Raw genomic sequence first — 23956 nt, 5'->3', positions numbered from 1 at the left:
ACCTAATTACCGATTAATGATTGATTTCTTCAATAAAGTATTTATCTTTATTTGCAGTCACAATGGATCTATAGACGTTATCAAATTCTCGATCATGCGTGCTAAGTATCTTCCCCTGAGCAATATTTACATCAATCTTATAGTTGGAACGTAATATAATATCTTTGTAATAAATCGGAATAAAGATTGTGGTTGGCGACACTAAGTCTTCATCTGTTAAAGTAATCCTATAAACCATAAAAATAGAATTGTTGACATCATTATAACTTTTTGGCATACCTTTCTTAAGTACACATAAATAAGTGTTTTGCAACACCTTCTCAATAACATTAACTGTATTAATGTCTGCAGAACTAAAAATTCTATTGGGATACATCATTCTGTTATAATCATGCTTTGTCGCTAACCTTGCATCTATAAGGTCAAGTGCTTGAGCCTCCATCGCATCCAATGATGCCTTATCTATTTCACTATATTCAGTAATATAAGCATCCACGCCTGTAACCTCATATTCTTTTTCTCTTTCTTCTATCAAATAACCTAAATCCATTGCTTTTTTTTCTAATAGTCTTGTGGAAACTTTTACAACATCGCCATTTGACAAATCACGAGTATGATCTGCTGTATATTCAACAGTTTTTAAAAATGCATCTGAAGATGCGTTTCGAATGGTTAAACTGGCTTCAGGCGCAACACCACTGTACTCAAGATGGACTTCTTCAAATAAGTCTACGGCAATAGCTTCTTTTAATCCTTCTACCTTTATTTCTTTTTCTTTTCCTACAAACTTAACGCCATACTTTTTAGTCACTTCCGGGTCCCATTCTACTGTAACTTTAATAATATCACCATTTGATAAATCCTCTTCTTTATCAAGCTTGTATGATATGGTTCTTAATAATTCATATTCCCTTAAATAATCAATAATGGTTTCACCATCGCCATTAATTGTATCTTGAAGGCCATTCCATTGTATGACCAACTCGGCATACCCTCTTGTGTCAACACCTTTATATACAACATCCGTATAATCCATTAAGTTAATTTTTTTACTCATGCACCCACTTAAAACAATAAAACAACACATCACAAGTATTAAGAGTATCTTTTTCATAAGCTCTCCTTCTCAACTATTATTCCCCTATTTTTATTACCTACAAATGTACTTAATTGGTGACATCTTTTTTCCTTTTTCTTTACATGCTTCTTATCTTATTATCACCTCCACTTTGTTATTTACAATGATTTACATTTTTGGATTTTATTGGTAATTATTTGTTTTTCTTATAAATCATTTGTATAATACAACCACAAATTTATAATAGTATAATATTTGTTCTTATTATTATACCATTAAGTTTAATGTCTTGTCATTAATATTCTGGTTAAAATATTTTATTTTGTATACTGAACTATAAGCCTTTTACTATTCATAAAATATTCATAAATAAAAAACAAGCTGTTCTATAATTATAGATAGCCTTTTTTGCTATCTGTATTAGAAAAGCTTGTTCTATGATTGGTGTCATAAATCATGTATAATCATTTGTGATGAACTAAATATTTAATTCTGCTTATGTATTGGTGTCTTAAAACCTATAATCGTCGATGCCATTTCATCCGTCACCTTGACCAATTCTTGGCTGATATTGGCGATAATCTCCATGGATGCGGTTTGCTCTTGAATGGAGGCTGATACTTCTTCTGTGCCTGCCGCATTTTCCTGAGATATGGCTGATAAACTATCAATGGTCCCAATAATTTCATTTTTTCGATCTACCATAGCTTGGCAGGATAAGATCATCTCTGATATATCCACCTTCATATTATCTATGGCTTCTGAGATACCTTGGTATATCTGGTTGGTCCGATCTACAGATGTGCTTTGAAGTGTCACCGCTTCCGTTAATGCTTCAACTGTTTTAACCGCTCCGGATGTCTTTTCAATTAAGTGATTGATGATTCTGGCAATCTCTTCTGTAAACCCGTCTGATTGTTCTGCAAGCTTACGAATCTCATCAGCTACAACAGCAAAACCTTTTCCTGATTCACCAGCCCTTGCCGCTTCTATGGCTGCATTTAAAGCCAATAGATTTGTCTGATTGGCAATGTTTTTGATCATATCGCTGGCATTTGCAATCTCTTGGGCACTTTCATTGGTCTGTATGATTGTCTCACTTATGTGTTTAGTGGCTTCTGCGCTCATTCTTGTTTTTTCAGTTAAATCCTCTAGTATTACTATTCCGTCATCCTTCAAGCTGTTTATTTGATCTGTTGATTCTTTCAGGTCTATGGTATTGGTTTGTTCCTTTTCAATATTTCGTCCTAGTTCTTCAATATGACTTGCGCCTTCAATGGTATCCTTGGCTTGCTCACCAGCCCCTACGGCTATTTCACCGATGGTAATGGCTATTTCATCCGCTACGCTCGAAGACTTTTGACTATGATTTGCCAACTCATTGGCGGTTTTTGTCAAGGTTGCCATGATTTCTTCCAGATGGTCGGCAATGGCCTGTTTCATATCCATATTCTTATGCTCATTATCTAAGAAAATATTGATATCTCTAACCATTTGATGGTTCACTGTACCAACCATCATGCCGGCTATGATGAAACCAAGCATAACGATAATCATAACAACCAAACTGGTTGTATTCCCATTATGCAAATTCAGATTAATGGCCCTTACAACAAAGACAATGCTTAAGATGCCACTTACAGTAGCCAGAAGTGCTATAAGCTTCCTGTCAAAAAACATAAAAGCAATAACAAAAATAGGCAGAATAAATGTGAAGGTAACCATCGATGTACTACTTATAATGGATATACCATAGGGTATAAGAAAGCTTCCTGCCAAAAGATATCGAATCAACACCGATCCTTTGTTTTTTATGTAAATGCCTATGGATGCGCCATAGGTCACCAACAGTAATGCAAAAAGAAAAAGAATGAAAATCAAACTTCTGTTTCCTTTGAGATACTCAATGATAAAACCTACCAAGAGTAAAAAATACAGAGAAAAAGATAAAATAAGTGCATAAAAATTAGCTTTCTTCAGAATAAAGTCCATAAATACCCCCCATTATCTTAAGAATCAAAACACGTTTTATTAACATCCGACAACCATTCTTGAGGGCATATTAACCAAACGGTATTGACCTTTTAACCAGACTTTTTTTTTATTTATCGTCACTTCAGAAAATACCTCTAAATCTCTCTAAATATTCGATAATTGTTATGATTATTGTACCATTGTTATAGGTAATTTGTCATGTCAAATTCTCTATAATCCTTCATTCTCCTTATATTATTGATTCTAGCTTATAAATAGGCAACTTTTTTCTTCCTATTTCGTCAAAAGTATTAGTGGAACTTGTTAGAAAAAAATAAATCGTGATAAAAGAAAAGGAGCTCATATTATGAAAAAATTCATTTTAATAATATCCCTCTTAGGAATGGCCTTATTTCTATACGGATGCAACACAAGCAATGATTCAGATGACAATGCTGACCCTACGTCAGTAGATGAGAATGAAAATGATTCGACGCCCGTTGCTGAAGAACCTTCGGAAGAAAACTATGATATTATCGGTGTCATTACTTCTTTGGAAGCTTCAAGTGATCAAGTTAATATCCTAGTAGAAGGGGATATAACCCCAGATACAAGCTATGATAAGGCCAGTGTACGCTTAGATGGTAAGACCAAAGTCTATGCCGACCAAGAAGCAGCTGACATAGAGGATCTCATCGTGGGTATGACTGTCAAAGTCAACTTCGAAGGACCTGTTGCCGAATCTTACCCCGTACAGGCTTATGCAAATCGCGTGACTATGGTCCCATCACCTGGAAAGGCAACTACTGAAGGGGAACCCATCGAGTATGAAGTTGTCGTCGAAGAAGAGCCTAGCATTGAATTCATTAAATCTTTAAGAGGCTTTGGACTCATACGTGAAGACGATGATTATTATTATGTTTATATCGGTTCTGGCGAAAGAAATACCGGTGGCTATGATATCTATGTCTCTAATGTGGCAAAAATTGATGACCAGGTCCTGATCACCGTAAGTGAAACCCTACCGAATAAAGATGATATGGTCACACAAGCCATAACCTACCCCTACCAAATCATCCGTTACTCAAAGGATCATGGTAATCAAATCATCGTTCAAGACTATGACGGTAACTTTTTTGATGACATCAACGATGAAACCACTGAGAGCGAGTAAACCTTATCTCTTTGGTACTCATATTGATTATAGCAGTGTCTAACCTTCTAAGAGTATACTAAAAGGAAGTCCCTAATTAAAAGGACTTCCTTTTAGCGTGCTTTTTTTATATCTTTCTTTCTTCTTTTGAAAGACTGGTTTTCTCTAAATCTGCCTCCATGGCCTTAATAAAGTCTAGGTCAACATCTTCTATACTAGCTGATTCATATGTGTTCGCCTCAAAGTAATAGACCATCAAGTACTCCTCATCCAGTTCCTTCACGATTTCAAAGCCAAGTTTTTCGTAGAGTTTTATTGCCGGATTCTCTTTTTGCACTGATAAGGCAACCTTCTCATAGCCAAGTGAATCTAATAGCTGTAGCATTTGTTCCATAAGTGCTTTTCCAAGACCTTTTTTCCTATAAGGCTTGTACAATGATATTGCAAGCTCCGGTGTTGCTTCCATTTTTGCAAACCCTTGGTCTTTCTCCGGAAACACCCGCGTCCATACAGCACCGACCACCTTGCCTTCTACTTCTGCCATGAGACAATGGTCATCCTTTCTGCCAAAATTTTCAAAAAAAATCTTTAAAGAAGGGTCATAAATGACCTTTCTTGGCAAAGGATGCCTATTACTTTTTTGAAAAATAGCTTCATATAAAAAGTCTTCAAGTCGTCCTGTTTCATCAGAGTGTATTTTTCTGATTACATATTCCATTTTATATTACTTCCAGTCTGCTAATCTGGAGCCTCTCTCTTCTTTATGAACATGAAGCAAAGCGAAATTTTCACATTATACTAGGCCTCGATTATTGTATTTCTTATTATTAGAAAATTATACTACCTCTAAGTGATCGTGTCTATAGTAAAGCTTTATGCATCTGTCCACACTGCATATCATGTACCAAGTGCCTATCTTTTTGCTTGTCGACATTGATTTCTTCCATTTTTCTTACCAAGGTACAAGGCTTCGTCTGCCTGATTGATACAATAGTCTAAAGATGAGCGATCTTCACAAACACTTAAACCAATGGTAATGGTTATGTTTGCCTCCATAGCTTCAAATGTCAAGCCGGCAACATATTCCCTTAGTCCATTGGCTAGTTTCATGGCTTCTTCCGCATCATCTATATACAATACCAACAAAAATTCCTCGCCACCCCAGCGACCAATTATGCCTTTACTGCCCACATATGCTTTCATCGCCTCTGACAAGGCAATCAATGTCCAGTCACCGGTCTTGTGTCCATAACTGTCATTAATGGATTTAAAGTTATCCACATCTATGAGACCTATGGAGAATCTTTTCCCACACTTTGCGACTTCCTCTAACTTACTCATGATTGCACGTCTGTTGGGCAACTTCGTCAAATCATCGGTCATTGACCTATAAGCCATTTCATCCAATGCCTTTTGCAAATCCTGTGTCCTTATTTCCACCATATTCTCAAGATTCGCATTCACATGCTTTAACTCTAATAGCATGGATTCTTTTTCAACCGATAAATGCTCCGCCAAGGAAAAGGCCGAAGAAAACTTAGATGCAATGATATAAGCCTGAGTGAACACGAAAATGGAAATACCAAGTGGTATCAAGGATGGGCTGTTCATCAATGTCAATTCATAAATAAAATCATTGATAAAAGTAGCCGACAAAATTACAAATCCAAACAATAAGCCTGTGGCATATTTGTATCGGCGATAAATTCCGATCCCAAGCCTAAACATCGAATAAATGAGCATAATAAACCCAACGACAAAATAAAGGATTAACAAAATAGATATACTGGGAACCTGAATAAATAAAGTTAATAGGCTGGCTATGCCACCCATATACCATGCTAGTCTTTGAAATCTTTTGGGAAATAGACCATATACTGTATGGTAAATATAACCACAAAGAGCAGAAAATCCTAAAAATACAGATATATATGCAATCCTTACATAAATCATAATATCTAAGTCAAATATGTTCGGTATAAAACGCTCTCCAACCAACAGCATGCGTGTCGCAAATAATAGGCAAAATAATCCAAAATACAAAGGTGAAGCATCTTTTCTACGCATCCAATATAAACTCAAATGGTATATACCCATAATCAGCAATATACCAAATAAAAATAGGTCTCGACCTAATCCGATTTCTCCCATATAGGCTATCTGTTTAGCCAGGCCAAAGGTTGGGGCGATTATGGCAGAATCTTCAAAATGAAAGTCTGAAGTATGATAAATCAGTTCAAGGGTATGGTTCTTTACATCAAAAAAAGTATTGGCAACCTTATAGCTTGGATAACTGGAGGTGACATCCCTTCCAATTTTCCCTACTGTATCTTCTTTCTGTCCATTTACATATAGCTCATAAGCTGTTAAAACAATCTCACTTCTTAATCCATAGGTATCATCTGTCTCTGGCAACTGGATGACCAATCTTAATGTTCCATAATAAGTATCTTTGTCAAATGGTTTGATCTGACCCATAGACTTCTTAGTGCTTGGTATGGTAACAGCGTATGAAGGGACATCTGTACCTTCCCCAAAATCTTCATGCATTAAAAATGTATTGAAATAAAAAGACCACTGGCCACGCAATTCAATAGGACCGTCATTTAAAAAGTCCCATTCACTTAGATCCATAAAGCCATTTTCTGCTAAAGGTGTATCTTTTAATGATCTATTAACAAGCTTTTGGTTCCCAAGGGACAATGCCATTATTAGAATTAATAAGCCAACTATTATATATTTCTTTTTCATATACAATCCTTATCTTTTATTACCAGCGCATTGAAAATAAGAGTAACTCATCTATAATCTTACATCATCTAGTCTTATTTTACCATTTATTTATGGTCCTATATAAGTCAAACTACTCATAAAGGCACCCTGAAAGCAGGATGAACCACCGACTTTCAAGGTGCCTTTCATTAAGATTACTGAGTTTTATGGTGCTTACTGCTTATAGTCTACATAGACCGTATCTGTAAGTGTCATATACGTATCTTCAAGATAAAACATGGTCTCAAAGACAATCTTATAGACACCTTCATTTACCTTGTGGCCTTCATCATCCATATAGGGCCATACTTCATTAAAGGTTATAAAATCACCACTTTTAATCACTTGATCCACCAATGCCATTGTAAAGAACTTATCTTTTGACCATTGATAAATCATATTTCCACTAGGGTCATAGACCTTATAATCATATTTCTGACCTGAACTGTATGTTAAGAGCGCATCTTTACTTGATACATTGGTAAGTTTAAATTGCATACCGTAGCCGTCACTTTTTGACGTGTTCTCAAGGCTTGCTTCAAACTTTAATGCATTTTCAAGATGACGTTCATGGGCCTCCTTGTAATCCATGACATTTTTGACCAAGACTGCGGCTCTAGCCCTTGTCATCAAATCCTTAGGGTAAATATTGCCTTGATCATCTAGTCTAAGAATGCCATAGTACAAGGCCCGTTGTATGGTGCCCTCATAGCTGGGCTGGATGGATGAACCATCCTTTATACTTTGTGGCAATACCTTAATCATGGGTAAGTCATATTGAAGCTCCATCGTCTTAACCAAATAATGGATAAAGGCTTCTGTTGTCATCGGTTGGTTCGGAAGAACCTCACTTGGGAAAACCGGATTCTTCACCCCCGTAACCATGAAGGCATTACTATACCAAGCATTGTTATTGGCATTTTTAAAATAATCAGTGGCCAGTGGTGCCTTAATGAATCGGATATCTTCAAGATTAAGTTCCATAAAGTTTACCATAAGCTGGATTGCTTGTGCTGTCGTTATGGTTGCACTTGGTGCATACAAGCCCTCACCTACGCCATTAACATACCCTTTATTATAAAGATACATAATAGCCTCTTTTTCCTTAAGACCATCAACATCCTCAAAAACAGTTGCGCCCTGCATGTCAAGACCAAATGACCCCATCAGTAGTGCTGCCATAAAAAAAGCTAAAATTTTTGATTTGTATTTCATATTATGCCTCCTTGTCCGATATAAAATGACACAAGTATAAGGTTGTCATCCTTTAACGTATCCAATATTTTCTATAGTTATTGGACGAATTCATTGAATTAAAGTTCCTAAATGATTTGACCTACTTCCATTCTATCACATATGTATTAACACTTTAGCTTAACTTTTTCATGGACGCTTCCTAGGTTTAATGATAGAATTAATTTCTAGATACCCTTAGCCAAAACCTGAGTATGAAGAGATAAAGGAGAAACCATGGTAATTAAGGAAAATGATGCAAAAGTAACCCTTCTAAGTGACCTGGTAACACGTACCTTGATGGTACATAATGATAAGATGATGATGATTCGTTTTGATTTTAAAAAAGGTGGTATTGGTGACCCTCATAGCCACGAGATTCATGATCAAGTCGGCTATATCTTATCCGGTAAGTTTGAACTCACCTGTGGCGGTGAAACCACAATCGTTGAAGCCGGTGATTCTTATTTAGCAAATCCAGGTGTGGTTCATGGTGTCGTCGCTTTAGAAGACGGTGCAATACTCGATGTGTTCACACCCATTCGAGATGAATTCATCCTATAATGTGTATTATAAAAATAAAATACATCTAAAATAAAAGGTACCTGTAAATAAGAACTCCACGTATGAGTGTCCTATCTACAGGTACCTTTTTTAGTCTAAGTTTTCTATTTTTCTAAATGCTTTATGATATAAGCTGCAGCTTCTTTATCCAATATGAGGGTCACATCGTTATGAAGAAGCAAAATGGATGCAGGTAAGTTCGGTGTTACTTCACCAAAGAGCATCGCCTTAATAACCTTGCCCTTACTGGCACCACTGGCCAGTAAGATGATTTTTTTAGAATGCATAATGGTTCTAATCCCCATACTGATGGCACGCCTTGGTACGTCTTCAATCCTAGTGAAGAATCTGGCATTGGCTTCTATGGTTTCATCGTCCAATTCAACCAAGTGGGTACCCGCTTCAAAGTGTATGTCCGGCTCATTAAAACCGATGTGTCCATTATTACCAATGCCTAGAACCTGAAGGTCGATGCCACCGGCTGCCTCAATTATTTTGTCATAAACCTCACAAGAAGCTTCAACGTCTCTTGCCGTTCCATTTGGGATGTGGACTTCCTGTGGGTTGATATTGATATGGTCAAATAGATTTTTTTTCATATAATAGGCATAACTCTGAGGGTTGTTCTCTTCAATCGGATAATACTCATCAAGATTGAAGGTCTTTACTTCTGAAAAGTCAATCTCACCTTGCTCGTACATTGCGACCAACTCTTTGTACATGCCTTCTGGTGTGGACCCTGTCGCCAATCCAAGAACACTATCCGGACGCAAGGTCACTTGAGCGGCCACTAATAAAGCGGCTTTTTTGCTCATTTCTTCATAATTCTCAGTCATCAGAATGGACATACCTTTATGCCTATATTTCATATACTTTTCTTCCTTTCACAAAGGTGGACTGTATGGTAAAGGCTCGGTCCATGATAACCAGATCTGCATCTTTACCCACATCTATGCTACCCTTTTTATCAGATATCCCCAGATAGGTTGCTTGATTGAGGGTAGCCAAAGGTAATAGTTTTTCAAGTTCCTCTGTCACATTCTTATCAAAATTGCCAAGGGCTTCATTCAACTTAAGAACACTCCCTGCTAAAGTACCATCTTCTAAGGTACAAGTGCCCTCTTTTACACTGACTTTTTGACCCCCAAGTTCATACTCACCTTCTGACAAGCCACCACCACACATACAATCTGTCACAAGCAGCAACTTTTCCAAGCCTTTAATCTTGGCAATCACTTGAAATAGGCTAGGATGGACATGAATCTCGTCTGCTATGAGCTCAGCATAACAATCCGTAGCAAGTGCAGCGCCTACAACACCCGGTTCTCTATGATGTAAACCTGTCATGGCGTTAAATAAATGAGTTACACTCTTTGCACCTGATTTAATTGCTTCCCTTGCTTGTTCATAGGTCGCACCTGTATGTCCAAGGGATATATTTATATCCGAACTCAATGCTTCTATAAAAGCTTTTGAACCTTCTAGTTCCGGTGCCATGGTTATGACTTTGATGACATCCTTATATTTTTCTACAAAATCTTGATCCGGTAAGCAGATGGCTTTTTCAGACTGAGCCCCCTTGTAAATCTTACTTATATAAGGACCCTCCATATGGACGCCTAAGATTTCTGCACCCTCCACCGGCTGAAGCATTACTTTTTTGATGTTTTCAATGGCCATTTCAATATATGTTGTCTCCATGGTCATGGTTGTTGGTAAAAAACTGGTGACACCATTTTCTGTAATACCCTTTGCAATGGCTTTTAAACCGGCTTCATCACCGTCCATTACATCATGACCTTTGTAGCCATGAATATGGACATCTATGAGTCCCGGTATGACATAATGACCTCCGGCATCAATCCAATCCACATCTTCTCTATAATTGATTTGATTGCTTTGGGCAACCAAGTTAATTTCATCTTCAAATAAAACCACATAATCTTCATAGAATTTGCCTTGGTGGTATATAAGTCCACCTTTAATTCCTTTCATCTTATACCTTCTTTCTATACTTCATACTAACCTTCTTAATCTATATATAAGAATACCGTTTATGCTTAAGTAACCCTTTACTGCTCTATTACTTTTTTAGTTGTTCTGAACAACCTTCATTATAAGTGCACCTACATTTTTATCACCTTTTTCAACTTCAACGACTTTATAATCATTGGTGATGACAATAGGGGTCTGTAGACTTTTTCCCTGAGCTGTAATAAAATCCCGATCGATTTTACTAAGAGGCGTTCCGACTTTAACCCGGTCGCCTAATTTTACCTGGTTCTCAAAACCTTCACCTTTTAATTCCACCGTATCAATACCAATGTGAATTAAAAGCTCAATCCCTTCTTCACTTTTTATACCAATGGCGTGATTGGTTCTAAAAACAAGGGTTACTTCCCCATTAACCGGTGAACAAATCATGTCCTCATAAGGAAGGATTGCACACCCGTCACCTACCACTTTTTGAGAAAAAACCGCATCCTCCACTTCGTGGATCGGTATAACCTGACATTTTGCCGGTGCAAATAATTCTATTTTCTTCTTCATAAATTGAAACATGGGCGTTCTCCTTTTGATAATGCGCTTGGAGTAGAGCCTCCTACTCCAAGCTCATTGTTATTTCTTAACTTAATTACTTGGGAAGTTTTGTGTTCATACTTGGTTATAATAATCTCTTCATTTCATCTGCAATGATTTCAGCTTTTGTACCTACAACGATCTGAACATTTTTATTATTGGGTCGAATCACCCCAGATGCACCCAGTGTTTTGACCATATCTTCTGAAACGATGCTGCTGTCTTTTAGTGTCAATCTAAGTCTGGTGATACAAGCATCCACTTCAACCACATTACCTTTACCACCTATGGCAAGAAGATACTCTGCTGCTAGTCCTGATAATCCTTTTTCTTCTATGAGATCCGCAACACCTTCACCGGATTCATCTACACGTCCTGGTGTGGATAAATCAAACTTACGAATGGCAAAAACAAATACCAGATAATAAACCACGCCAAAACCTAAGCCTACAAATATGAGTAATACCGGTTTGGATGCCAAATTAAAGTTAATCACATAGTCAAAGAGGCCGGCTGAGAATCCAAATCCGTGTAAAATACCTAACATATTGGTAATAACCAAAGCAACACCTGTAAGTACCGCATGAATAAAATACAATCCAGGTGCTAAGAAAAGAAACATAAATTCAATCGGTTCGGTAATCCCTGTTAGAAAAGCGGTTAAAGCCACACTAAACAGTGCACCACCAACAGAAGTTTTATATTCTTTTTTGGCTGTTGTATACATAGCAAGGGCTGCTGCCGGTAAACCAAACATCATAACCGGGAAGAAACCTGTCATAAAGACACCTGCTGTTGGGTCACCTGCTAAGAATCGGAACAAATCGCCTCGAATGACTTCCCCTGCTGCATTAGTGAACTCACCATGGGTGAACCAGAAAATGGTGTTTAATACATGGTGTAAGCCTGTTGGAATAAGAAGACGATTTAAGAAGCCGTATAAAAATTGACCAATAGCGCCTGAAGTCACAATTAAGTTACCGAAGGTATCTAATCCGTTTTGAATAAAGGGCCATACGTACCCAAAAACCAGACCTAAAAATATGGATGCAACGGATGTAATGATAGGAACAAAACGCTTGCCGCCAAAGAAACCAAGAAACTCCGGCAATTGTATATCATGAAACTTATTATACAACATTCCTGCCATAATACCTACCACTATACCGACAAAAACACCCGCATTAACATCCGGATTGATGACCGTATAAACATTGGTGGTCACGAAGTAACCAACAGCACCCGCAAGGGCTGCAGCACCATGATTGCCTTTTGCTAAACCAAAAGCAATACCAATGGCAAACAAGATCGCCAAGTTATCAAAAACACCGGCACCTGCTTTTAGAATAATATCTGCAAACATACCCTCAATACCTGGGACCCCCGCACCAAGTCTAAGCAGTATGGCTGCTATGGGTAAAACTGCAATCGGTGTCATTAATGCCTTCCCTAACTTTTGGAACTTTCCAAATACATTTGTAAACATAAATCTTCCTCCTTCATGATTTAGATAAAGTATAAAAAAAAGCATAAACTAATCCATCATTATGATTGAATTAGCTTATGCCTGATTTTCTCAGTTACACGCTACTTTATGGTCTATACTAAGTGATCTAATATATGATACTAAAACTCTGCTTTTTTACTGATTCTCGCAATATGAATGGCCATGTATCCGACTTCATCATCCGTAATCTTAATGGACAACTCCCTCTCAATGGTTGCCCTAATCTTAGCGGCGATCGCATAGGTTTTTGCAAATTCCAACTTAATGCTCTCCAGTAAGGGATTGGTAATTGTCTTACCCAATCTTGAGCGTTCAATACTGCCTTTGATATGACTTACCAGTCGCTGATAGGTAAAAGAATCCATATCCACCTTATAGTCTAAAGCTTCTTCAATGTTGTCAACCACCATCTTAATCAGCCTTGTGTTTTTCATTATTTCTTTAACGTCTTTGTTCTCTCTTGCTGCGTTGATATGAAGAGCTATAAAGCCTACTTCATCCTCTGTGATATCAATACCGATTTTTTTAAGAATCATATCTTGAGCTTTTAAGCCTATTTCATATTCATCTTGATAGATACCTTTGATTTCCATAAGAAAAGGGTTTTCTATCACCATTTGGCTCTTTAATCTCTCAAGGGCAAAAGCAATGTGATCTGTCAGTACCGGATAAACTCGATGGCTGAGCTTGCCAAGCTTCTTTTCTGCATAAATAATGATCTCTGTACAGACTTCCATAATCGTTGAATCGATGCTTTCAGCCAAGGCAATGTAGTCCTTCATCGTCTTCTGATCATAAGTGATAAAAACCTTATCAATGACCTTTTCTGAGATCTCAACCTGCTGTCCCGACTTAACACCAAAGCCGATACCTTTGCCAATCAGTACCGTTTCAGCCTTATTCTTGGCATCTAGAACCCATATGACATTGTTATTCATGATTTTTAGTATTTCACATTTCATAATTCACCAACTTAAAAGGCATAAGCCAAAATTATTCCTTTTGGTTTATGCCTGATTAAACAGTAACACACCTTATTGCTTTGTATAAGAATATCCTATCATGGTCTTATAATATCTGTCAATAGTTTTTACCAAATAAAGCATTTAATTATAAATTTACTTGTGCAATATTACAACTGTCTTTACTATCCTTGAAAATTTGAAGCAAAAAGATTCTCTATAGAGCGCATCGCTTCTCCTTCGTCATCACCCTCGGTAACAAAAGTCAGATATTCACCTTTTCCGGCACCCACACTCATCAAAGACAGAATACTCTTAGGTTGATAGGCGTTGGTTTTATCCTTGTCCTTAAAAAGCTTAATATCACATTTGTATTTCATGGTCGCTTTTGCCAACATACTGGCAGGTCTTGCATGTAGGCCTTCTTCTGTTTCTAGTACAAATTTCTTTTCAATCATAACTGATTTCTCCTTTTTCTTAGCATCCTTGTCCTTAGATCTGATATTTCTAGATATCAGGTTATTAGGTTCAAATATGATATGAAAGGCATAAGCCTGACAATCCTAAAGATTGGTGGCTCATGCCTAAAAAAATCAGTAACACGCCAAGTAGTTATAAAATATAATAAAGCATAAACCAAAATTTTTTTTGGTTTATGCCTGATTAAACAGTAACACGCCTTCTATGGTTTTATATTAGCATGACCCTTCTAATTTTGTCAACTAAGACAAACTAACGAACAAAGCTGGTGAAATTAGTCTACTTTACTTCATTACATCAACATCCTTAATACTATCTGTTGTAAATAAAATTTTTCTTGTTTCATTTTTCGCTGGTATATATTCAAATAAGTATTCTCTCGTTCCTTTTCTTGAAGAAGAGTTATATGTGGTAAAAAGAATTCTTCCATTACCATAATATATGTCATTATAATCAAATCCTTTACCTATTTTCTCTAATATAGCATGTTTGACTTGAGGATATATATATATTAATGCTTCTCTTTTAACACTCACATCTCTAGCACCAAAGTGTAATTGAACTTTTATCTGTTCTAATTCTTTTGTGTCTAAATCATACTTATATATATATTCACGAAAATCTTTCCGATCCTCCTCTGAGACAGTAGAAGGATCCCATACGCCACTGTATCTTGTATAAAAAATATTGTTTTCATAAAAGAATACTTTATAAGGTAGATAATCATCTCTTCCGCTAATCGAAAATTTACTGTCTATTCCTTCAATTTCCTTGATTTGCTTTAACTGAGCATCCGTTATTTCGCTAGAATTAATATCAAATGGTTTTGTTTTTACTTTACCTAATGAAGAATTAACTAAATAATATTCTTTTTGTGAAGAACTAAATATAAAGAAGGTAGACCTATCATCCGTTACTATTCTGATATCATAATTATTTCTAATAATAAGTTTTATTCCAATAAAAGCTAAAGCTATAATTGATATAACTATAATTACAAATAAAATTACTTGTTTTTTCATATATAATACTTCCTCCTTATATAATATAAGACTCTCGGCATTTGCCAAGTTAGATGAGACAAGGATTTTCTCGAACCATCTTTATAGAATTCCTCCTCCAATCTAGATGGAAGGTTTTATCTAAAAGAGTCAACCACTTTCGAATGATTGACTCTCTGTTTTGCATTCACTATCTTAATCCTATTGACACTTCCTTTCTAGTCCCATCATTAAGCTCTATAGCCAATATATAAGTACCTTCACTGAAACCTTTTGTGCTTAAATTGAAAATATACTGATTATCCTTTGAATCATATCGAAAGAATTTGCCATCTGTTTCTGTTTCAATGAGGTTGATAACCTCACTTGACTCCGAAACCCCTTCATCTAACTTGATGTAGCTTATTGTAGCAATTGCATCCATAACATAATCATCATAAGTATCAGTTAATCTAAATTTTACCGGAACAGTACTACCTACTTTAAATACACTTGATCCATCGTTATTGATTGGTCTAAGAACACCACTATAATTATAAACTACTGAAACATCTATTTCTCCATAAATAATATTATAACCCGTTTCTTCTGGTAAGAAAATAGCTTTATAAGTATGGCTACCTGCTACTGGTATTAATGATGGATCTATGAAGCTAAAAGTACCTGCCATGGAGGAAGAGCCACCGTTAAAAAAAGCTGATTCTAATGGTTGACCATAGATAAGTGTTGCCCTTGGCCATGTTACTGACTCTTTTACTGTAATTGTGGCTCTGGCGGTATAGCCACCATCCTCTGTCACAACAGTAATCTTAGAAATTCCTGGCTGTACTCCTTTGATTATACATGTGTTGTTTTCTACCCTTACAATTGAAACATTAGCACTGGAATCGGCATACCAATATACGTTTTGATTAAATGCATCTGAAGGACTGATCATTGCTGTAAGCATATATTCTTCATTTGTATCGATTGTGATATTATTGGGTTCAATAGATACCTCCTGAACAGCAACAACGCCATCCCTATATACCGATACAGTGAAATTGTTTTCTGCTCCTCCTGGTGCAATTCCTATAACATCAATTGTACCAGGGGATAAAGCAGTAATAACCCCAGAATCATTGATATCAATGATTCCTCTGGATGAATCATATAAAAAGGACATCGATGTTTCTGTGATATTAGAGGGACTAAATATTGGTTGAATAAGCAACTTTTCTCCAACAACCATATCAAAATCTTCAATAGATATAGATGTTGCTGCTAAGGGAACAGTAACTTTGCATGATAAGACTTTAAAACTGCCATCTGTAGCCATAGCATAAATATATGCAACACCATAATTTTTAGCCTCTACTAGGCCAGTATTTGATACGGCTACGATACTTGAATCTGAAGAATACCAGTTTAATAGTGAAGCATCCATATTTCCTGATACAACATCATCACCATATAATTCTATCATGTCAGTAGCTCCTATAGAAGATAGGATTTTTGAAGTCTTTATTTCCCACTGATCAAAATAGATTTCAGGTATTACATGATTGTCCTCCGTTAATGAGCCTATATTAAGCTTATCAACTATTATTGTTAGCATATCTAAGCTTATAATTTCTCCACCTGCCTTTGTTTTATTGGCTAAGTAGGTTGCAGAACTAGTTTTATAACCATCATGGTTAAGGGTGGCAACATCTACTGTAAAGTTTACAGGAATACCTTCCGCTTCTCCATGGGATATAACAACTTTATATCCGCTGTTAGGTAAATAAAGAATCGCTTCAGTTCCTTTTTCCTCAATATTAAATGGAGTATATATTAATTCATCTCCATCAAAACCAATTGGGTACCCATCTATCACACTGGCTATTACACTTGAATCATTATCAACTATTTTTATATCCACCCATACATCTGAATTAACATTTAATTTCACCATTTCAGACATACCTAATTCAGGACCTTCAAGTGAGAATAGATAAGCTTCCATAGCTGTAATCCCTCTAATTTCATTGCTAACATAATTTAATACCTCTGTCTTGCTTACAAGCTCAGTATGATCTATATTTTTGAAATCCTTATATTTAAGTACATTACCCCCCACATTTTTAGTAGCAGCGGCACTAATATTTAATACTGTGCCATCTCCATCTTTTTTGTAGATGATATCCTTATATTTTGTACCACCAAATAGTTTTTTTGCATAGACACCTATTGCAGGAGTTGAGAAGCCATAGCTACTGCCTATAAGGGTGGTATCAACCTCCTGAAGTACCTTTACTATGTCTCCTCCCAACACTGTTTGTCTTAAATAATTGTGGCTTCTGCTGTTGCCATTTGTAAGGTTAGAATTGATATTGCTGCTACCATTTAGTATTGAGTAATAATTATCTAACGTTAATACAGGTTCTCCGGAAAAGTCACTTGCGTATATTTGAGGCATAAGCTTTAAATACTCTAAGCTTGGCAATAGCTGATAACTAGTAGGTGAGTTTTTTGTCATTCCTTTTATCGAGCTATAAACCTTCTGAGCTGTTGCTCCCAAGCCTATACCAAGGATAGGACTTATCATTCTAGTAATAAAACCAGCAGAGTCTAATTTTTCCTTCCATTCCTTTGTCATTCCTAGCTCAATAGGCTCCAATGCAGCATAGGTACCAAACAATGGAGGTGCAATTAAAATGGCCTTTTCTACCTTTAGCTTATTTTCGCGGGACTTAGCTGCATAAGTAGATGCTAATAAACCCCCAGTACTATGGGTTACAAAGACTACTTTTTCATATCCTTCCTTATTGATATGATTCTGCAAATCTTTGGCTGAGTCATTTAAGTCCCCTAACCAATTATATGGGAAAAAGTGAATATCATATTCCCCACCATTTACTATACTAAAATCTTTATCTAGCTTTTCTATTAACCCCTGATAAGTATCAAATACACCATATAGGTCATTACTCATATCTATTTTTATTTTTGTGTTAACACCATTAACATCTGCCTTCAAATAATTTGTAGTACCCGTTATTTCTTTCAAGGTATTGTTATCAAGTGAAATACGTTTATCTATCCATAAAAGATCACTATTTGAGCTATTATATAGCTGAGATCCTAAATAACCTGGTAAAACATAGATTGCTTTTTTCGCTTTATTTGTTATACCCATCACTGTGTCGGCAAGTTCCTGTAATACATTTGAAAAGTCAGTGGCTCGGATATTACCTATAACTCCACCCGTGGTTGAGGTTAATGGTAAATAAGTGTTATTGTAATATGTACCTGTAATAACTGAGGTATTAATCTTTTGATTTGAAAGCTCCTTTGCAATATCTGATAGACTAGTATATCCATGTCTATTATTAACCTTATAGCTAGCATCTGTAAGCACAACTGCAAACTTATGTGCATCCGAGCTCCATAGCATTGAAGTTCCATCTGCTAGATAACCTAATGCATCTATGGGTGTTTCTGGAAGATCCCCCCCTCCAGCAACCTTTATTTTTGTCAATGTTTCTATAAAATCCACTTCATTCATCCATGGAGAGTGATTTACTTTATGAATTATTGTAGAATCCAATCCATCATAAGTAATATCTTTGTAATCAATCACCCCTATTCGCAGTGTAATTCCTTTATTGCTTAGATATTGAGCAAATTGAGCTATATTATTTTTAACGTTGCTAATATAGGATGACATAGAGCCTGTTGAGTCGATAACAAATACAATATCGGCTTTAACATCAGAAGTATCAGCTGATGGTGCTGCCATTGGCATAAATCCATTATTATAGGAATCTAACATATGATATAAAACTTCATTACTATCATCGACATAATCCTCTGGAAGTTCGTTTCCAGTATAAACCGCTGCTGATAATGGTTCAACCATCGCTACAACCATCAATATTAATAATACTCCAACTACAAAACTTTTAAATCTATACTTCCTCATTTTGTTACCCCCCTAATATAGTGATATTGTCCTTTTTATTGTCATATATATCGTTCTAGTTGTCAAGACAAATGTATGGGAGATTTTTAATCAATCTGAATAGTTACGTGTTCGTATTAATTAAGATTTTGGCTTATGAAGTAATTATCAGATTGTCAGCAATAAACAATGAAAGAAATATTAAAAGACAAAAAATTATACGTACTTTTTTTGTACATAAAAAATCTTGTAATACCCTATTTATAAGGGCATACAAGCTTTTTGTCTCTTGCAAATGTCAAAGACGGTTTATCTTAGCCTGACCTTTCTAATTCTGTCAACTAAGAAAAATCGATTCTATAAGAACAGTCAAATTTTTTACCAGTATCTAATGCAATCATACCGGATTTGTCACTGAAATCACCGGTAAAATCTTCATAGTCACAGTGGCCAAACCAGGGTTCAATACAGACAAATGGTGCACCAGATGGCTTTGACCATAAACCTAATAAGGGGAAACCATCAAAATCCATGGTGATTACATGATCGTTTTTCTTGTTTTTCAAACTGATTTTCCTAGAACTAAGGTCTTTAAAAATAAGGGCATCTCCCTTAAATAGCTCAGGCCTTAAAGCTATCTTCTTCTCTGAATTCAGAAAGGGTATTTTATCATGAAGCATGTAACCTCCATCATTAATGGGTAGCACAGGACAAGTCTCATCCCTGTCAAATTCAAAATAATAGTCTTCCATCGCTTCTCCCGGCAATAAGGGACAGTTAAAACCAGGATGCGCACCGATCGAAAAGTAGATGGTTTGTTCATCTAGATTTTCCACGATATAGCTGATTTTAAGGCTTGCGCCCTTTAGCTCATAGATCATCTTCAGGTTATACTTATAAGGGTATATTTCTAAAGATGTTTTATCCCATTTTAAGGATAGAATGACTCTGCTATCCTCTTTTTCTATGACCTCAAAAACTCGGTCTCTGGCAAATCCGTGTTGTCCAAGTTCATATGTTTTCTCACCAATTCTATACTGATTATCCTTGACTTTCCCTACTATGGGAAATAAAATGGGCGCATGTCTACCCCAATAATCCGGATCTCCAGTCCATATGAACTCAATGTGATTCCCACAACTTATCACACTGATGAGCTCCCCGCCTTGTTCTGATATCTTAACTTTTAGTTTTTCGTTATGAAGTAAAATCCCCATCTGATCCTCCTATGTTCGACAAACCTTTGATTAACCGATCCAGTAAGTTATTGTAATCATTCAGTCTTTTAATTCTATGTTTTTGTAAAACCAAGATTTCATTGTACACTTGAATCAGCGTTTCATAATCCTTATCCTCACGCGCCTTCCTAATGCTACTATCATAGGCGATAATTCTACCTAAGTAAACATCTGACCCTTCCTTAAAGCTTCTAATTTCTTGAATGGACTTTTTAATAAGTGCTAATTGCTCTGGTGTTAAGCTATCTAGATTGGATTGTACACCTTTAAGTTCTTCTTGTACAATCTTAGTCTTCTCCCTAGAAGTCCTAATCACATTTTTAACCACCATACGGCTTTGACCAACCTCTCTTGAAGTCATGACAACAGCTGATCGAATTCGGTTTTCTCTTGGCCTTTGTTGATTCTGGGCGACGACTGTCGTACTTGTAATCAGCATAACCATGATGATCATCCAACTTATTTTTCTCATATCAATCGCCTCCTTCATCAAATAGGTTGTCATCGGATAAATCATCCTCTTCGACGGCATCCAGTTTTGTCAAAACATCTTCTAGCAATGCGTCTAGTTCTTTTAGCATTAATGCCCGTTCATCTATTTCTTCTAGATTTTCTGATTTCGCTACAATAACGGTCTCCTCTTTATCCTCATTTACTTCGTCTGTCTGGCTATCATCGCCTTCTACTACTTCTTCTGGGACCTCTACCTTCAAAGAATCCGTTGTGTCTTCATTTTCTACTGATTCGTACTGTTTTATAGAATCATCTTCTGCTCTTTTATTCGTTTCTTCTTGTTCTATAGGATTTATTAGATCTGTTTCATCAGCTTCATCCCTTAGCGCCATCTCTTTGGTGGCTAGATCATGGGTTGGTGTCTCTATAACTTTTGTGACCTGCCGCCCTGTACATCCCACTAAAAGAAGGGAAGCTAGACCAATAAGCAGGGACAGACTTACTATTCTTTTTTTCATCTTTTGACCTCCTGTCTCAGTGGTGGTAGCTTCACCGTGACTACCGTCCCCTTCTTATAAGTACTTGTGATGTCAATGGTGCCATGATGCAGATCTACCAATTTTTTGACAATACTTAGTCCAAGACCACTGCCCTCTTTCTGGGTGACGGTATTTTTTATTCTATAGTATTTTTGAAAAACCTTTTCTAATTCATCTTTTTTGATGCCAAACCCATTGTCTTCAATCCGGATACAAAGTTGGTCTTCTTCTACAAAGCATGAGAGCATTATATGGACAAGATCACCTGAGTACTTTATTGCATTGCTAATAAGATTGGATAGGATTTGACGCAATTGTTTTTCATCTGCATACAAGGTTGTGTTGTCATCACAACTTAAGGAGAAGGTTACCTGCTTCTCTATGTTGACTTTTGCAAGCATAATCATCTCTTCCAAAATTGGCTTAAGCTTAAAAAAAGAAGGGTTCAAATAGAATTCCATATCTTTATTTCTGGTTTTGGTCACAATTTCTTTGGTTAAAAGGGTGAGGCGTTTGGTTTCTCTATATATGATTTCTAATGATTCTCCTAACTCGTCTTGATCTAGCAAACCATCATGAATGGCTTCTAAGTAGCCGGATACAACGGTTAAAGGTGTTTTTATTTCATGGGAAATCATCCCAATAAAGTCTTTTTTATCTTCATCTATTCGGTTCAGTTCTGATTTCATATAATTAAAAGAATCAATTAATGCATTTAGCTCCTGGTAGTTTGTCTTTGTAATGTCTTCTTGCCTTTCACCATTGGCAATGGCCAGAGCACTGTTACTAATGTCTTCTATAGGCTTGGTCATTTTCTTTGCACTGACATACAACACACCACTTACAATGGTTATGAAGAATACAGATAAAGAAGCAATCACCATGAGCATAACCCGGATGTTCTTCACAACCGTGCTGATGGGTGTAAAGATGACAACCACCCCTTCAATCTGTCCATCTTTAAGAATCGGTCTTCCATAGAAAATCATCTGAGAATCAAAGGTTGCTGTATAGGTACTTTTTCTAAAGACCTCGTTACCTTCTAGTATAGTCATCAGGTCTTCATATAGATAATGATCCAGATCACTGTTGGCAAAATCTAAATCTCTCAAGTTTTGAATATTGTTTTGGTGAATGTTTAGAATATACAGCTTTGATTTGGAAACATAGGCCATAGCATCCATATAGTCTTGGAGCTTTAATGCTTCGATTTTCCCTTTTGCGCTATCTAAATAAAGGCTTTCTGTTTTTTGAGTGATTTCTCTAAGGCGTTGTTTTTCCAATTCATAAACTTGGGTCGAATACAAAAGGGTAAGGATACCTGTTAGTATCACAATCAGGCCAATGAATATGGTCAAATTCGTAATCAGAAGTCTGGAAAAGATACTCTTATTCAAGGTTGGCCTCCTAGTAGGGTTATATTTATTTGAGGTCTGCTATTCCTACGATTACATATATTATAGCATCTGTGAGCATGTTTTGCTTCACAGATGCTACTATTATTTTAGAATATATTGTTTAAGGTATCTAGCTTGAGTTGATCAAATTCTATGTGTAATAAGAGATAATCATAGAGTTCTGTGAGCAGTTCGTTACAGCGATCTGCATCTTCTGCTTCAATGGCAGCTCGAAGCTCTATTTTAAGGGCCTCTGCTTCGTCTTTTAACACTTCATATGCTTCTTTTTCTTCGGCTATGGCTTCAAGATATGTATCAAATAAAGTCTTGAATCCCTCTCTTCGCTCAAGCATATAGGTTTTTATCATTTCTTTGGCTTCTTTAGTGGTGATTTCTTCTGCTTCTATCTTTTCTTCGATTTCAGCCTTCAGCTCTTCAAGGCCAGCTTTGGTTTCATCCATATAATCTTTTGCAATGGCGGTTCTAACTTCCATAGAATCCCTATGAACCGCTTTATGATCTTCAAAAGCCACTTCATAATCTTCTAATAACTCAGGTGCATATAATTTAATGATTTCTAGATGTCTAGCCATTACTGCTTCACGTTTTTCTAAACGTTCTTCCCATCTTTTTGTAACCTTATCTAGTCTTCTGACTTGATTTTCTTCACGTTTTTCAAAGAAGTTGTCGTACCGAGCGGTCGTACTTCTATTTTGACCTTGATTCATATTTGGACTACCACCTCTTTGCCCACTAGCATTGACCACGAGACTTGAACTTACCATGAGTAGAACAATTAATAGTACCACTAATTTTTTCATATGTATCACTCCTTGTCTTATTGATATATGTATTCTACATCCACAAGTAAGTAAAACAGCCGTATAAATGTATGAAATATGTATGATTTGTTGTGACTAAGGACAAAAAGGTATATTATGATTAGTAGTAAGGCTAGAAAGAAACAGTAAAAATAAAGGCAAGTAGGGATAGAATGGTACTTGACTTAACGAGGAGGTTCAATTATGAAGCACATATTTACCGTTGATGATGACAAAGAGATTCGGCTTCTTATAAAAAAATATCTTGAAAAAGAAGAT

20 protein-coding genes are annotated in these 23956 nt (G+C 36.3%); 2 read left to right on the top strand and 18 right to left on the bottom strand.

The window, feature by feature from the left end:
• Nucleotides 1-13: 13 nt before the first annotated feature.
• Both P0N36_RS07905 and P0N36_RS07900 read right to left on the bottom strand, forming a co-directional pair.
• On the bottom strand, nucleotides 14-1114 hold the full coding sequence (locus P0N36_RS07905) for a hypothetical protein (RefSeq protein WP_275842303.1): 1101 nt from the start codon (nucleotides 1112-1114) through the stop codon (nucleotides 14-16).
• Nucleotides 1115-1564: 450 nt separating this feature from the next.
• Complete coding sequence (locus tag P0N36_RS07900; RefSeq protein WP_275842302.1) at nucleotides 1565-3070, bottom strand: methyl-accepting chemotaxis protein; 1506 nt, start codon at nucleotides 3068-3070, stop codon at nucleotides 1565-1567.
• 349 nt (nucleotides 3071-3419) lie between these two features.
• Between P0N36_RS07900 and P0N36_RS07895 the strand changes: the two genes are divergently transcribed.
• The gene (locus tag P0N36_RS07895) at nucleotides 3420-4226 is read left to right on the top strand and encodes a protease complex subunit PrcB family protein (protein WP_275842301.1); all 807 of its coding nucleotides are present in this window, start codon (nucleotides 3420-3422) and stop codon (nucleotides 4224-4226) included.
• Between the two features lie 106 nt (nucleotides 4227-4332).
• Here the strand turns inward: P0N36_RS07895 and P0N36_RS07890 are convergent, their stop codons facing one another.
• From P0N36_RS07890 to P0N36_RS07880, 3 genes are all read right to left on the bottom strand, one after another.
• A complete protein-coding gene (locus tag P0N36_RS07890) occupies nucleotides 4333-4923 on the bottom strand; it encodes a GNAT family N-acetyltransferase (protein ID WP_330683987.1) in 591 nt (196 codons plus the stop codon).
• Between the two features lie 194 nt (nucleotides 4924-5117).
• Nucleotides 5118-6956 carry a sensor domain-containing diguanylate cyclase gene (locus P0N36_RS07885; RefSeq protein ID WP_275842300.1) on the bottom strand — a complete coding sequence of 613 codons (1839 nt, stop codon included), beginning with the start codon at nucleotides 6954-6956 and terminating at the stop codon, nucleotides 5118-5120.
• Nucleotides 6957-7151: 195 nt separating this feature from the next.
• Nucleotides 7152-8192, bottom strand: a complete 1041-nt coding sequence (locus tag P0N36_RS07880; protein WP_275842299.1) for a BsuPI-related putative proteinase inhibitor — start codon at nucleotides 8190-8192, stop codon at nucleotides 7152-7154.
• Nucleotides 8193-8447: 255 nt separating this feature from the next.
• Between P0N36_RS07880 and P0N36_RS07875 the strand changes: the two genes are divergently transcribed.
• Entirely contained in the window at nucleotides 8448-8774 is a 327-nt protein-coding gene (locus P0N36_RS07875; protein ID WP_275842298.1) for a cupin domain-containing protein, read from the top strand.
• A gap of 104 nt (nucleotides 8775-8878) precedes the next feature.
• Here the strand turns inward: P0N36_RS07875 and nagB are convergent, their stop codons facing one another.
• The 13 genes from nagB to P0N36_RS07810 form a co-directional block, all read right to left on the bottom strand.
• Nucleotides 8879-9622 (bottom strand): glucosamine-6-phosphate deaminase, encoded by a 744-nt coding sequence (gene nagB / locus P0N36_RS07870; RefSeq protein ID WP_275842321.1) that lies wholly within the window; start codon nucleotides 9620-9622, stop codon nucleotides 8879-8881.
• A 10-nt stretch (nucleotides 9623-9632) separates the two neighbouring features.
• Complete coding sequence (gene nagA, locus P0N36_RS07865; protein ID WP_275842297.1) at nucleotides 9633-10769, bottom strand: N-acetylglucosamine-6-phosphate deacetylase; 1137 nt, start codon at nucleotides 10767-10769, stop codon at nucleotides 9633-9635.
• A 96-nt stretch (nucleotides 10770-10865) separates the two neighbouring features.
• On the bottom strand, nucleotides 10866-11336 hold the full coding sequence (locus P0N36_RS07860; RefSeq protein WP_275842296.1) for a PTS sugar transporter subunit IIA: 471 nt from the start codon (nucleotides 11334-11336) through the stop codon (nucleotides 10866-10868).
• 103 nt (nucleotides 11337-11439) lie between these two features.
• Nucleotides 11440-12840 (bottom strand): N-acetylglucosamine-specific PTS transporter subunit IIBC, encoded by a 1401-nt coding sequence (nagE, locus tag P0N36_RS07855; RefSeq protein WP_275842295.1) that lies wholly within the window; start codon nucleotides 12838-12840, stop codon nucleotides 11440-11442.
• Between the two features lie 140 nt (nucleotides 12841-12980).
• Entirely contained in the window at nucleotides 12981-13823 is an 843-nt protein-coding gene (locus tag P0N36_RS07850; RefSeq protein ID WP_275842294.1) for a PRD domain-containing protein, read from the bottom strand.
• A 185-nt stretch (nucleotides 13824-14008) separates the two neighbouring features.
• A complete protein-coding gene (locus tag P0N36_RS07845) occupies nucleotides 14009-14281 on the bottom strand; it encodes an HPr family phosphocarrier protein (protein ID WP_275842293.1) in 273 nt (90 codons plus the stop codon).
• Nucleotides 14282-14587: 306 nt separating this feature from the next.
• The gene (locus P0N36_RS07840; protein ID WP_275842292.1) at nucleotides 14588-15325 is read right to left on the bottom strand and encodes a hypothetical protein; all 738 of its coding nucleotides are present in this window, start codon (nucleotides 15323-15325) and stop codon (nucleotides 14588-14590) included.
• Nucleotides 15326-15494: 169 nt separating this feature from the next.
• On the bottom strand, nucleotides 15495-19250 hold the full coding sequence (locus P0N36_RS07835) for a PxKF domain-containing protein (protein WP_275842291.1): 3756 nt from the start codon (nucleotides 19248-19250) through the stop codon (nucleotides 15495-15497).
• A 320-nt stretch (nucleotides 19251-19570) separates the two neighbouring features.
• On the bottom strand, nucleotides 19571-20446 hold the full coding sequence (locus P0N36_RS07830) for an aldose 1-epimerase family protein (protein ID WP_275842290.1): 876 nt from the start codon (nucleotides 20444-20446) through the stop codon (nucleotides 19571-19573).
• On the bottom strand, nucleotides 20427-20939 hold the full coding sequence (locus P0N36_RS07825; protein WP_275842289.1) for a hypothetical protein: 513 nt from the start codon (nucleotides 20937-20939) through the stop codon (nucleotides 20427-20429). Before P0N36_RS07825 ends, P0N36_RS07830 begins: the two co-directional genes overlap by 20 nt.
• Before the next feature lies 1 nt (nucleotide 20940).
• Nucleotides 20941-21438 (bottom strand): hypothetical protein, encoded by a 498-nt coding sequence (locus P0N36_RS07820; protein WP_275842288.1) that lies wholly within the window; start codon nucleotides 21436-21438, stop codon nucleotides 20941-20943.
• Nucleotides 21435-22856, bottom strand: coding sequence for a sensor histidine kinase (locus P0N36_RS07815; protein WP_275842287.1), 1422 nt, complete (start codon nucleotides 22854-22856; stop codon nucleotides 21435-21437). Before P0N36_RS07815 ends, P0N36_RS07820 begins: the two co-directional genes overlap by 4 nt.
• Before the next feature lie 107 nt (nucleotides 22857-22963).
• Nucleotides 22964-23677 carry a hypothetical protein gene (locus P0N36_RS07810; RefSeq protein ID WP_275842286.1) on the bottom strand — a complete coding sequence of 238 codons (714 nt, stop codon included), beginning with the start codon at nucleotides 23675-23677 and terminating at the stop codon, nucleotides 22964-22966.
• Nucleotides 23678-23956 lie beyond the last annotated feature (279 nt).

The sequence above is a fragment of the Petrocella sp. FN5 genome (assembly GCF_029210395.1).
In the GTDB taxonomy this organism is placed as follows: domain Bacteria; phylum Bacillota; class Clostridia; order Lachnospirales; family Vallitaleaceae; genus Petrocella.
The sequence above is the reverse complement of the archived record's forward strand: the minus strand, read 5'-3'. Positions and strand labels throughout refer to the sequence as shown.

Coding starts and splice junctions, on each gene's coding strand:
- P0N36_RS07905 (WP_275842303.1), bottom strand. CDS start 1,114: ATGAAAAAGATACTCTTAATACTTGTGATGTGTTGTTTTATTGTTTTA.
- P0N36_RS07900 (WP_275842302.1), bottom strand. CDS start 3,070: ATGGACTTTATTCTGAAGAAAGCTAATTTTTATGCACTTATTTTATCT.
- P0N36_RS07895 (WP_275842301.1), top strand. CDS start 3,420: ATGAAAAAATTCATTTTAATAATATCCCTCTTAGGAATGGCCTTATTT.
- P0N36_RS07890 (WP_330683987.1), bottom strand. CDS start 4,923: ATGGAATATGTAATCAGAAAAATACACTCTGATGAAACAGGACGACTT.
- P0N36_RS07885 (WP_275842300.1), bottom strand. CDS start 6,956: ATGAAAAAGAAATATATAATAGTTGGCTTATTAATTCTAATAATGGCA.
- P0N36_RS07880 (WP_275842299.1), bottom strand. CDS start 8,192: ATGAAATACAAATCAAAAATTTTAGCTTTTTTTATGGCAGCACTACTG.
- P0N36_RS07875 (WP_275842298.1), top strand. CDS start 8,448: ATGGTAATTAAGGAAAATGATGCAAAAGTAACCCTTCTAAGTGACCTG.
- nagB (WP_275842321.1), bottom strand. CDS start 9,622: ATGTCCATTCTGATGACTGAGAATTATGAAGAAATGAGCAAAAAAGCC.
- nagA (WP_275842297.1), bottom strand. CDS start 10,769: ATGAAAGGAATTAAAGGTGGACTTATATACCACCAAGGCAAATTCTAT.
- P0N36_RS07860 (WP_275842296.1), bottom strand. CDS start 11,336: ATGTTTCAATTTATGAAGAAGAAAATAGAATTATTTGCACCGGCAAAA.
- nagE (WP_275842295.1), bottom strand. CDS start 12,840: ATGTTTACAAATGTATTTGGAAAGTTCCAAAAGTTAGGGAAGGCATTA.
- P0N36_RS07850 (WP_275842294.1), bottom strand. CDS start 13,823: ATGAAATGTGAAATACTAAAAATCATGAATAACAATGTCATATGGGTT.
- P0N36_RS07845 (WP_275842293.1), bottom strand. CDS start 14,281: ATGATTGAAAAGAAATTTGTACTAGAAACAGAAGAAGGCCTACATGCA.
- P0N36_RS07840 (WP_275842292.1), bottom strand. CDS start 15,325: ATGAAAAAACAAGTAATTTTATTTGTAATTATAGTTATATCAATTATA.
- P0N36_RS07835 (WP_275842291.1), bottom strand. CDS start 19,250: ATGAGGAAGTATAGATTTAAAAGTTTTGTAGTTGGAGTATTATTAATA.
- P0N36_RS07830 (WP_275842290.1), bottom strand. CDS start 20,446: ATGGGGATTTTACTTCATAACGAAAAACTAAAAGTTAAGATATCAGAA.
- P0N36_RS07825 (WP_275842289.1), bottom strand. CDS start 20,939: ATGAGAAAAATAAGTTGGATGATCATCATGGTTATGCTGATTACAAGT.
- P0N36_RS07820 (WP_275842288.1), bottom strand. CDS start 21,438: ATGAAAAAAAGAATAGTAAGTCTGTCCCTGCTTATTGGTCTAGCTTCC.
- P0N36_RS07810 (WP_275842286.1), bottom strand. CDS start 23,677: ATGAAAAAATTAGTGGTACTATTAATTGTTCTACTCATGGTAAGTTCA.